Annotated in this window: 11 protein-coding genes; 8 read left to right on the forward strand and 3 right to left on the reverse strand. The window is 62.8% G+C overall.

Annotated elements, in window-relative coordinates; genetic code table 11:
* The first annotated feature begins 10 nt into the window (after positions 1–10).
* The 6 genes from HCN50_RS27960 to HCN50_RS27985 all read left to right on the forward strand — a co-directional run bounded on the left by HCN50_RS27960 (position 11) and on the right by HCN50_RS27985 (position 5,659).
* Positions 11–880 (forward strand): FAD binding domain-containing protein, encoded by an 870-nt coding sequence (locus tag HCN50_RS27960; protein WP_171713109.1) that lies wholly within the window; start codon positions 11–13, stop codon positions 878–880.
* A 3-nt stretch (positions 881–883) separates the two neighbouring features.
* Positions 884–1,360 (forward strand): (2Fe-2S)-binding protein, encoded by a 477-nt coding sequence (locus HCN50_RS27965; protein WP_171713110.1) that lies wholly within the window; start codon positions 884–886, stop codon positions 1,358–1,360.
* Between the two features lie 18 nt (positions 1,361–1,378).
* Complete coding sequence (locus HCN50_RS27970; RefSeq protein WP_171713111.1) at positions 1,379–3,652, forward strand: xanthine dehydrogenase family protein molybdopterin-binding subunit; 2,274 nt, start codon at positions 1,379–1,381, stop codon at positions 3,650–3,652.
* Positions 3,653–3,821: 169 nt separating this feature from the next.
* Positions 3,822–4,391, forward strand: coding sequence for a DinB family protein (locus HCN50_RS27975; protein ID WP_171713112.1), 570 nt, complete (start codon positions 3,822–3,824; stop codon positions 4,389–4,391).
* 84 nt (positions 4,392–4,475) lie between these two features.
* Positions 4,476–4,883, forward strand: coding sequence for a hypothetical protein (locus HCN50_RS27980; RefSeq protein ID WP_171713113.1), 408 nt, complete (start codon positions 4,476–4,478; stop codon positions 4,881–4,883).
* Positions 4,884–5,245: 362 nt separating this feature from the next.
* Entirely contained in the window at positions 5,246–5,659 is a 414-nt protein-coding gene (locus HCN50_RS27985; protein WP_376700329.1) for a VOC family protein, read from the forward strand.
* A 157-nt stretch (positions 5,660–5,816) separates the two neighbouring features.
* On the opposite strand, the gene HCN50_RS27990 is transcribed toward HCN50_RS27985, so the two are convergent.
* The 3 genes from HCN50_RS27990 to HCN50_RS28000 all read right to left on the reverse strand — a co-directional run bounded on the left by HCN50_RS27990 (position 5,817) and on the right by HCN50_RS28000 (position 9,136).
* Positions 5,817–6,098, reverse strand: coding sequence for a hypothetical protein (locus HCN50_RS27990; RefSeq protein WP_171713114.1), 282 nt, complete (start codon positions 6,096–6,098; stop codon positions 5,817–5,819).
* Positions 6,099–6,466: 368 nt separating this feature from the next.
* Positions 6,467–6,721 carry a hypothetical protein gene (locus HCN50_RS27995; RefSeq protein WP_235977240.1) on the reverse strand — a complete coding sequence of 85 codons (255 nt, stop codon included), beginning with the start codon at positions 6,719–6,721 and terminating at the stop codon, positions 6,467–6,469.
* Between the two features lie 969 nt (positions 6,722–7,690).
* Positions 7,691–9,136 carry a helix-turn-helix domain-containing protein gene (locus HCN50_RS28000; RefSeq protein ID WP_171713115.1) on the reverse strand — a complete coding sequence of 482 codons (1,446 nt, stop codon included), beginning with the start codon at positions 9,134–9,136 and terminating at the stop codon, positions 7,691–7,693.
* A 208-nt stretch (positions 9,137–9,344) separates the two neighbouring features.
* On the opposite strand from HCN50_RS28000, the gene HCN50_RS28005 reads away from it, so the two are divergent.
* Together HCN50_RS28005 and HCN50_RS28010 are read left to right on the forward strand one after the other, a co-directional pair.
* Positions 9,345–10,982: an isocitrate lyase gene (locus tag HCN50_RS28005; protein WP_171713116.1), complete on the forward strand. Its 1,638-nt coding sequence runs from the start codon at positions 9,345–9,347 to the stop codon at positions 10,980–10,982.
* Positions 10,983–11,010: 28 nt separating this feature from the next.
* Entirely contained in the window at positions 11,011–11,220 is a 210-nt protein-coding gene (locus HCN50_RS28010; RefSeq protein WP_028347002.1) for a DUF4170 domain-containing protein, read from the forward strand.
* Positions 11,221–11,341 lie beyond the last annotated feature (121 nt).

Below are 11,341 nucleotides of genomic sequence, written 5' to 3' on the forward strand. Positions count from 1 at the left end.
CGGAAAGACCATGACGGAACTCCGATATTTGGCGCCTGACACGCTTGATGAAGCGATTGGCGCGTTCGCCGCGGCGGGCAGCGCCGCCCGCATCCTGGCCGGCGGCACCGACCTTCTGGTGCAGATGCGGTCCGGCGTCCTCAAGCCCGGCGTGATCGTTGACATCAAGAAGATTCCCGAGATGACCGCGATCGAAGAGACCGCTGATGGCGGCTTTCGGATCGGCGCCGCCGTTTCCGGCATGGCGCTCGCGGAACACAAGACGTTCGGCAAGGTCTGGCCCGGGGTGCTGGAGGCGATCAACCTGATCGGTTCCAAGCAGGTGCAGGGCCGCGCCTCCGCCGGCGGCAATCTCTGCAACGGCTCGCCCGCCGGCGACAGCGTGCCCGCGATGGTAGCAGCCGGCGCCGTCGTTACCGTGCAGGGCCCGAACGGCCGCCGCGAGATGAAGGTGGAAGATGTCCCCGCCGGTCCCGGCCGCACCAACTTGAAGCCCGGCGAGATCCTGGTCAGCTTCTCATTGCCGCCGCGTCCGCCCGGCTCCAGCAATGCCTATTTGCGCATGATCCCGCGCACCGAAATGGACATTGCCGTGGTCGGCTGCGGCGTCAGCCTCACGATGAACGATGGCATCGTTACCGCTGCCCGCGTCGGCCTCGGCGCGGTGGCGCCGACCGTGCTGCTGGTCGAAGACGCCGCGAAAGCGCTGATCGGCTCCAAGCTCGACGACGCCGCGCTGGCAAGAGCAGCCAGCGCGTGCTCAGCCGCCTGCCGTCCGATCGACGACAAGCGCGGCACCATCGCCTATCGCACCAAAGTGGCCGGCGTGCTGCTCAAGCGCACCGCCGCGATCGCCGCCAAACGCGCTCAAGGAAATTGATTCATGGCCAAAGTTCACGTCACCACATTAATCAACGGTGAGCCGACGGAATTCCTCTGCGAGCCGAACGATACCATGCTCGACGCGCTGCGCGGGCCGCTGGGGCTGACCGGCTCCAAGGAAGGCTGCGCGTCGGGGGATTGCGGCGCCTGCTCGATCACGCTCGACGATCGCCTCGTGTGCTCCTGCCTGATGCTCGCGGTGGAATCCGAAGGCCACGAGATCAGGACCATCGAGGGTATGGCGCAGGGCGACAGGCTGCATCCGCTGCAGCAGAAATTCCTTGAGATGGCCGCACTTCAGTGCGGCATCTGCACGTCAGGCATGCTGGTCGCCTCGGATGCGCTGTTGAAGAAAAATCCTGATCCGACCGAGGAGGAAGTCCGCTTCTGGCTCGCCGGCAATCTCTGCCGCTGCACCGGCTATGACAAGATCGTCCGCGCGGTGATGGAAACCGCTGCCGAAATGCGCGCGCAATAAATTGCGGGAGGCAACTCAATGAACGTCGTTACCAACAACAAGTGGATCGGCCAGCGCACCATTCGACCCGACGGCATGGACAAGGTTACCGGCCGCGCCCAGTTCGCCGCCGACACCACCATGCCCGGCATGATCTGGGGCAAGATTTTGCGCAGCCCGCATCCGCATGCGCGCATCAAGTCGATCGACACCTCGAAGGCGGAAAAGCTGCCGGGGGTGAAGGCCGTCGTCACCTCGAAGGACATCGTCGATTTCCCGATCGAGAAGGGCGCTGTCATGCTCGGCATCCAGGACATGCGGTGGATGTGCCGCAACGTGATGGCGCGGGACAAGGCGCTGTTTCCCGGCCACCCCATCGCGGCCGTCGCCGCGACCACAGAGGCGATTGCCGCTGAGGCCTGCAACCTGATCGAGGTCGATTACGATGTGCTGCCCTGGGCGATCGAGATCGACGATGCGCTCAAGCCTGATGCCGCGATCCTGCACGAGTTCAACAAGTTCGACGGCAAGCCGTCCAACATCGTAGGCCGCCTCGAGCACAAGAAAGGCGACATCGCGGAAGGCTTCAAGCAGGCCGACATCGTGATCGAGCGCACCTTCACCACGCGCCCGGTGCACCAGGGCTATATCGAGCCGCATGCCTGCCTGATCTCGGTTGCAGCCGACGGCAAGACCACGATCTGGAGCTCCAGCCAGGGCCAGTTCATGGTGCGCGCGATGACGTCGATGCTGACAGGCATCCGGCAGAGCGACATCCGCGCCATCCCCGCCGAGATCGGCGGCGGCTTTGGCGGCAAGACCATCGTCTATCTCGAGCCGGTCGCGACGCTGCTGGCGAAAAAATCCGGCCGCCCGGTGAAGATGGTGATGACGCGCGAGGAAGTGATGCGCGCGACCGGCCCGACCTCAGGCTCGAAGAGCACGGTGAAGATCGGCGCCACCAAGGACGGCAAGATCGTCGCCGCGCACGGCACCTTCTATTTGCAGGCCGGCGCCTTCCCGGGCTCGCCTATCCGCGGTGCGGCGGGCTGCAGCTTCGCGCCCTATGACATCCCGAACCTGCTCTCGGAAGGGTTTGACGTTTGCTCAAATCGCTCGAAGGTCGCGGCCTATCGCGCGCCGGGCGCACCGATCGGCGCCTATGCGGTGGAATGCGTGATGGACGAAGTCGCCGAAGCCCTGAAGATGGACCCGCTCGATTTCCGTCTGAAGAACGCCGCAAAGCAAGGCACCAAAGCTGCGCACGGCCCGGTCTTCCCGCGCATCGGCTATATCGAGACGGTCGAAGCAGCTAAAGCCTCACCGCATTACGCCGCGCCGCTCGGCGACGGAAACGGCAAGCTGAGGGGCAGAGGCGTCGCTTCCGGATTCTGGTTCAATGCCGGCGGCGAATCTTCCGCGCAGGTCAACATCACCGAGGACGGCAACGTCGTCGTCACGACGGGTCACCCTGACATCGGCGGCTCGCGCGCCGGCATCGCCAACATCTGCGCCGAACTTCTTGGTATCGACTACCGCCGCGTCTCCGTCATCATCGGCGACACCCAGACCGTCGGCTTCTCCAACCTGACCGGCGGCAGCCGCGTGCTGTTCGCTTCCTCGATGGTGGTGACGCAGTCGACCGAAAAGATCATCCAGACGCTGCGTGAGCGCGCGGCAAAAATCTGGGAGATCGACCCCGAAGCGGTGAAATGGGAGAACGGCGCGGCGCATCCGGTCAGCCCGAACGCCGGCCAGTTCGAGCCGCTGACGCTGGAGCAACTCGCCGAGAAGGCGCCCGCGATGGGCGGCCCGATCGGCGCCGGCGTGCAGCTCAACACGCAAGGCGCGGACGGCGGTTTCGGCACGCATGTCTGCGACGTCGAGGTCGATGTCGATCTCGGGATTGCGCGGGTGATCCGCTACACCGCCGTGCAGGACGTCGGCCGCGCCATTCACCCCGGCTATGTCGAGGGCCAGCTTCAGGGTGGCGTCGCGCAGGGCATCGGCTGGGCGCTGAACGAGGAATACATCTACACCAAGGAGGGCAAGGTCGATAATCCCGGCTTCCTCGACTACCGCATGCCGGTCTGCTCGGACCTTCCGATGATCGACTGCATCATGGTCGAAATCCCGAACCCAAAGCACCCGCAAGGCGTAAAGGGCGTCGGCGAAGTCCCGCTGGTCCCGGTGATGGCCGCGGTGGCGAACGCGATCTACAACGCGCTCGGCAAACGCTTTTACGCGCTGCCGATGTCGCCGCCGAAGGTGCTGGAGAAGCTGGACGAGCCGCTGCGAGAGGCGGCGGAGTAGGGTACGAGCGGCGTCATGTCGCTCCGCCGTCATTGCGAGCGAAGCGAAGCAATCCATGTCGCGACAAGTGGAGATATGGATTGCTTCGTCGCTAGCGCTCCTCGCAATGACTGCGGAGGAATCCTACGGTGGCTCATCCGGGCTACTGCCGGGGACGGAGGCAACGCCAATGAGTGATGTGCTGCCCTTCCGCGCCATGGCGTACAACAACGCCTGGGCAAACCACCGGCTGCTCACCGCCTGTCTCGGTCTGTCGCAGGATGAATTCACCGCGAAGCGAACCGGCTTCTTTCCAAGCCTGCGCGCCACCCTCAACCACATCCTGATCATCGATCACTTCTACGTCGATGCAATGGAAGGCGGCACGCTCGGCCCCGCCGCCTGGGCAAACGAGGAGCCGTGCGCAACGGTTGCTGCGCTCAAGCAGGCGCAAGCCGCGGTCGATCGACGTTTGCTCAACGTTGTGGAAGCGCTCGACGCCGCCGGCTTGCAGCGCATCGTCTCGGTGCATCGCGGCACCTCGATCCAGCGCGAGCGGATGGACCGCCTGCTCCTGCATCTCTTTCAGCATCAGGTGCATCATCGTGGCCAGGCTCACAGCATGCTGAGCGGCACGTCGGTGAGCCCGCCGCAGGTCGATGAGTTTTTCTCGGCAGGTGAAGCGCCGTTGCGGGCGACGGAATTCGCTGAACTAGGCTGGACGGAGGAACAGGTTTGGGGCGTGCCCGTCTCGGACTGAACGACAGCAATCCTGACACGACGCAATACACTTCAGATTCAGTGTGAACCATCTCATACCCGCTGACAACCACACGTTGCCAACATGATCGGGGGCATCGAAGCGACATGGAGGTTCGTCACGGTAGCGAAGACATCGATGATGGCGGGAGCCGTGGTTCTGGCGCTCGGCCTGACCAGTCCCGTGGTTGCGAATGCCGTCTGCATTGACGAGCCGTGTCCGCCACAAAGGCCGCCGGGCGGACTGGCGGTCGGCAAACTCCCGGCGCCGAACGGCGGCGTGGTGGCCTATCGCATCATGGGCGGCAATCCGGCCTGCGCGTCCTATGACGGTCGCAATTGTCTGTGGGGACTGAAAGTCAGCCAGATTGATCTCGATCGGGTCCGCCCGCTGGTCTGCGGCGCGAACCATCGCGCCGCGTGGGGCGTCACCGGTTACGAGGGTCGCAGACACTGGTGCAATCTGGCACGGCGCGTGGTTTCGATCGATTAGCGCATTGCTAGCGACAAGAGCGTCGGCGGATTCGCTGCTCGTCGTGCCGTAGCTCGAAGAGCGAAGGCGGAAAAGCGAATTCGCTGCGCCATAAGCCCCTCATGTGACGAGCACCAACGGGTCCGCGCGAAGCGCGGCCCCGATGACAGGCTCCGCACCGTCTCGAACCATGAGGCCCCGCCTGCGGCCCACATCCTTCGAGACGCCCGCTCTGTGGACTCCTATGAGCCGTAACCGGGATGAGCCAACGGGTCGCGCGAACCTTCGCCCGATGATAAGCTCAGCGACATCCGGAGTTCATTGCCCACTTTGCCGCATATCGCTGCGCTCATGCGGGCTACGTGCCGAATGTGAAGACAATCGTGAACGATCAGAACACACCCACCGCTTCCCCCTTCAATGCCATCCGTGCCATCGACTACACCGTCATCTTCGTGCGCGACATGGCGGCGATGCGCCGCTTCTACGAGGGCGTGCTTGGTTTTCCGCTGATCCGCGAATTGTCGGCGGGCTGGATCGAATATCAGATCGGCGGCAATACGCTCGCACTGGCGCGGCCGAGCCGGACGGCCAAGGATGCGCCGGTACCCGCAGGCAGCGCGTCGCTGCAGCTCGCGTTCAAGGTTGCTGCTGAGGATGTCGATCGCTGTGCCGAAGAACTGGTGCGGCATGGCGTCGATCTGCTGGAGCCGCCGACCAACCAGCCGTTCGGCCATCGCACGCTGTTCTTCAGGGATCCCGATGGGAATTTGCTGGAGGTATATGCGGAGATCTAGCGAGGCTTCTTCGCCATCATGCCCGGGCTTGTCCCGGGCATCCACTCTTATGCATGCGCCGAGAAAGGAAGACGTGGATGGCCGGGACAAGCCCGGCCATGACGGGGCGGCGCGACGCGTCGCGCTTGCGAGTAGGCGTGCGGCGCGTGACCTCAGCCTAATTCAGCGTCAGCCACACCAGATTGCAGTCCTTATGGCAGGTGTTGCAGTGGGCCGGCCGGTTGAAGGTGTTGGCGAGCTGCCATTCCTGCGCTTCGTTGCTCCACTGCGCGGTGGCGTGGCAGATGATATCGTCCGAACCGCAGGCGTCGCAGACCGGCGTGGAGCGGGCGGCGCGATTCGGCACCTTGCGTTCGACCGGCTGCGCTTGCTGCCGCTCCGGCGCGAGCCGGTCCTGGACGATTTCGAAGGGGTTCATCAACTTGACGCGTCGCAACATCGGTCTGCATCCACATTTTGCGAGTCGAGATTCGCTTCTTTCAAACTAGCGAATCAGCCCGGCCGTTCCATCGCTAAATTGCGCAATCCCCGGGATTTAACTTTGTCATTTCGAAGGAGATTCGTGCAAGCCGCTCAGGCAAGAAGAAGCCGAGTGTTGACGTATCGCAACACGTTTGGGGGCGCGTTGGGCTTGGATGCGACTCCGTAAGATCCCGGAGATATGGATGCCCGGCTTTGCGTTGCGAGGGAGGCTGCCGCCACGGTGAATTATCTCAGGTCCATTCAGCGCAGCAGATAGGTGTAGCGGGCTCACGAAAGCGAAACGGCCCGGCGTCGGTGCCGGGCCGCTCTGGTGGATAAATCAAACTAGTACTTCTTCTTCGTAGCCATTCCGGTCGTTGTCTGATGACCCGGTGCGCTACCCGAATGGCCCTTGGCCTTTGCCGATTTCTTCTGATGTCCCGGCGCGTATTCCGACGCACCCGGTGCGGTTGATTTCGTGCTCTTCTGCATCTTCTGTCCCGGGGCGTATTCAGAGGAGCCCGGAGACTTCGTGCCCTGCGCGAATGCCGAGGTCGCGAGCAGCAGGGCGGTTGAAACGGCAATCAGTGTTTTCAGCATTGCTCTCTCCTGTTGCAGGTGACCCAAGCAACGCTTTCGCATGTGGTGGTGTTCCATTTTTTCCCGCTTGCGCTGCGGCGATGTAACGCTGATGAACAGTCCTTCATCTTCAGCCAGACCTCCTCACCAAAAGGATCTGGTGCGGCGGTGTCGTAGGGCGGACTAGCGCTAGCGTAATCCGCCGCCTACACGGAATCGGCGGGTTACGCTTCGCTAACTCGCCCTACAGGCCAAGGCCGCTTGCGCCAAAACAAAAAGTTCTTCAATCCTTTCAACGTGATTTGCCCCGTCCAGTCCGCCGCGAAAAAAGAATCTGCTTCGCGCGAGCCCCAAATCAGTCCTAGAACCTGCGCCATCCAGGCCCGCAACAGGGACGTCGGCCATCGTCACGAACGTTGGGCCGGGCTGCGGTGGACTCGAAAGCGCCGGGCGCGTGAGTGGGATCGCAGGGCGGGTTTCCCGTGAGCGATGCCGGCGCGCCAGACGAACGGCGCTTGCTCCCCGCCTTCGCTTTACGGGTTCGACGGGCGGGTACCAGGCCCGGCGAAGCTTTAGGCGAAAACGGCTTCGCGGACGGCAAAACCGTGTGGTCCTGGCACCCGTGGCTGGTGGCGGAGATGTGTTCGATCCAACCGGATCGCTCGCATCGCCAATTCGCCGGCAATGGAGGCGAGAGGAATTCGTCTCCAGGGAGAGCGCGGCATAAGCCGTTAAAACCATTCGTGCAGGGAAGGCCGGTTGTTTCGGCTGATACCTGTATTTTTTCGGGGCGAAGAATTCAAGCACAACCCGGGCGCAACGCGCCGCGGGAACGAGTCGTTATATGTCCGTCCCTGCGAACGCAGGGACCCATAACCACAAATGTTCATCTTCTGCGACGCTGCGGCTACAGCGCTCCTGACAACGCCCGCCGGTGGCTATGGGTCCCTGCGTTCGCAGGGACGACGTGCTGGGAGGGCGAGGACACCCTCACAACTCCCGCGCATTGGAGAACGCGAACGACGACACCCGGCGCGTGTTCTCGTCCAGGATCAGCGTGCGCGTGATCGGCGGCTCGGCGCGCTGGCTGCAGTTTTCGCGTTCGCAGAGCCGGCAGTTGACGCCGATCGGCGTGCCTTCGGCCTTCTCCAGATCCATGCCCGCGGCATAGACCAGCTTCGAGGCATGGCGGATTTCGCAGCCCAAACCAATCGCAAAGCGCGGCTGCGGCTGCGGGTGCGGAGCCACGGGGCGGCGCACCATCTGCGCGATCGAGAAATAGCGCGTGCCGTCCGGCAGCTCGATCACCTGCTTGAGCAGGCGGTCCGGCGTGTCGAAGGTCGAATGCACGTTCCACAGCGGGCAGGTGCCGCCGAATTTCGAGAACGGAAACGTGCCGGACGAGAATCGCTTGGAGACGTTGCCGGCATTGTCGACGCGCAACATGAAGAACGGCACGCCGCGCGCGTTCGGCCGCTGCAGCGTGGTGAGACGATGGCAGACCTGCTCGAAACCGGCGTTGAAGCGCTGCGCCAGCACGTGCACATCATAGTTCAGGTTTTCCGCCGCGCTGTGGAACGGCTGGTAGGGCATCATCACGGCGGCGGCGAAATAATTCGCCAGCGTGATGCGGTGGAGCCGGCGCGAGGTGTCGTCGAGCGGGCCTGCGCGGTTGACGATGCCGTCGATGGCCGCGCCGCATTCGGCCAGCCCAATCTGCAACGCGAGCTGGAAGGCGCGCCCCGAGCCGTCGACCAGTTCGGAAATCAGCAATTGCCTGCGGTGACGGTCGAACCGCCGCAGCGTCTCGCGCATCACGTCGACCGGCATGATGCGGGTAACGATCGAATGCTTTTCACGCAGCCGCGCCGCCAGCGCGGCAAACAATTCCTCGGCGGAGACGTGAAGTTCGTCGCGAAGATTCTCGGCGGCCTGCTCGAGCTCCGGAAAATAATTGCGGTTGGCCTCGATCAGGTCGCGCACGCGCTCGATCGGATTGGCCTCGAAGCGGGCGCCTTCGGCGCGGTCGGCCATTTGCGCCGCGACCAGCGTCTCGCCGCGGCGCGCCTCGGTATAGGCGGCGTAGAGCCGCTGCAGGGAGTGCGTCACTCCGGGGCAGAGCTCTGCGAGGTCGCGCAGTTCCTGTTTCGGCACGTCGATCTGCCGGAACAGCGGATCGGAGAAGATTTCGTTCAGCTCGGCAAAGAAGCGGTCCTCGTCGGCGGTGGCGAGATCGCGCAGGTCGAGATCATAGGTTTCGGCCAGCCGCAGCAGGATCTGCGCGGTCACCGGCCGCTGGTTCCGCTCGATCAGATTGATGTAGCTCGGCGAGATCCCGAGCCCTTCTGCGATCTGGGTCTGCGACAGCCCAAGCTGCTGGCGGATCCGGCGGAAGCGGGGGCCGACGAAAAGCTTCTTTCCGGACTCCGTAGCCATGGCGGGTTCCTCGCCCCATTGTGACAACATTTACAAAATTACATATGTGACAAGTTCATATGTTACATGACATCATCAATAAAAAACAAGTCATCTATCCGAATTTCTGTTTTTAGCGTTTAGCTCTCAGCACGTTTTGCGGCGCACTGTCACGAATGTCGAAACGTTCAGAGACGCTGCAGATTATCGTACCGAAAGGATCACGCACATGAACTACCAGCCACGTGGGATCAGTGACCGGACTATCCAGGGGCCGGCTTCCTATCTGAGCGCGATTGAAGCTGCTGAAGCGCTCCTCAAGACCAAGCCGACCTGGAATGGCGTCACCGCCGAAGCCGTGGCGCGCATGCGTCTGCAGAACCGCTTCAAGACTGGCCTGGACATCGCTCGGTACACCGCGGCGGTGATGCGCGCCGATATGGTTGCCTATGACGCCGATCCCACCAAGTACACCCAGTCGCTCGGCTGCTGGCATGGCTTTATCGCGCAGCAGAAGCTGATTTCGGTCAAGAAGCATTTCGGTACGACCGATCGCCGCTATCTGTATCTGTCCGGCTGGATGATCGCCGCGCTCCGCTCGGAGTTCGGACCGCTTCCCGATCAGTCGATGCATGAGAAGACCTCGGTGCCGGCGCTGATCGAAGAGCTCTACACCTTCCTGCGTCAGGCGGATTCCCGTGAGCTCAACGATATCTTCCGCGCGCTCGACGCGGCTCGCAAGGAAGGCGACAAGGCGAAGGAAAAGGCGCTGATCGAGAAGATCGACAACTTCCAGACCCATGTCGTCCCCGTCATCGCCGACATCGACGCCGGCTTCGGCAATGCCGAGGCGACCTACCTGCTCGCCAAGAAGATGATCGAGGCGGGCGCGTGCGCCCTGCAGATCGAAAACCAGGTCTCCGACGAAAAGCAGTGCGGCCACCAGGACGGCAAGGTGACCGTGCCGCACGAGGTGTTCCTGGCGAAGATCCGGGCCTGCCGCCATGCCTTCCTCGAATTGGGCGTCGAAGACGGCATCATCGTGACTCGCACCGACTCGCTCGGCGCCGGACTCACGCAGCAGATCGCTGTGAGCCACAAGCCCGGTGACCTCGGCGATCAATACAACAGCTTCCTGGACTGCGAGGAAGTGACGGCCGCCAACGCCCGCAATGGCGATGTCATCATCAACCGCAATGGCAAGATGATGCGTCCGAAGCGGCTTGCCAGCAACCTCTACCAGTTCCGTCCCGGCACGGGCGAAGATCGCTGCGTGCTCGACTGCATCACCTCGCTGCAGAACGGTGCCGACCTGTTGTGGATCGAGACCGAGAAGCCGCATATCGAGCAGATCGCCAAGATGGTCGACCGCATTCGCGAGGTGGTTCCGAACGCGAAGCTGGCCTACAACAACTCGCCATCGTTCAACTGGACGCTCAACTTCCGTTGGCAGGTGTATGACGCGATGAAGGAAGCCGGCAAGGATGTCAGCAAGTACAACCGCGCCGAGTTGATGAAGCCGGAATACGATGATACGCCGCTGGCCATTGAGGCCGATGAGCGCATCCGCACCTTCCAGGCCGATTCAGCCAAGCGTGCCGGCATCTTCCACCATCTGATCACGTTGCCGACCTATCATACGGCGGCTCTGTCGACGGATAATCTCGCGAGGGAGTATTTCGGCGAGGAGGGTATGCTTGGTTACGTGAAGAACGTTCAGCGCCAGGAGATCCGTCAGGGCATCGCCTGCGTCAAGCATCAGAACATGGCCGGCTCCGATATCGGCGACGATCACAAGGAATATTTCGCGGGTGAAGCCGCTCTGAAGGCGGGCGGCGCTCACAATACGATGAACCAGTTCGGCTAACGGTGGAATTGAGAGCAGGAGACTGACAATGACCAAAGGCAGCAATTTCTGGGTGATCGGCGGCGAGTTCGGCTCGATGAACTTCCACAAGCTCGTCGAAGGCTCGGCCCAGGTCAGAGGCCCGTTCAAGACCCGCAAGGAAGCCGAAGAGTGCTGGAAGGAGGTCTCGGAAGAGAGCCGCCATAAAGCCGGCGTACGCTTCTCGATCGTCGAAGAGCCCTCGCGCGTCTCGGCCTGACGGCTGCTGCCGACAACATCAATTGAGCAAACGACCCAAGGACAGGCGGCCCCATCCGGAAAATCCGGGTGGGGCCGCTTGCGCTCTGTCGGGGCACGGCGCTCGCGTGCGGGGGAGGGCC

The sequence above is a fragment of the Bradyrhizobium archetypum genome, from assembly GCF_013114835.1.
Taxonomy (GTDB): domain Bacteria; phylum Pseudomonadota; class Alphaproteobacteria; order Rhizobiales; family Xanthobacteraceae; genus Bradyrhizobium; species Bradyrhizobium archetypum.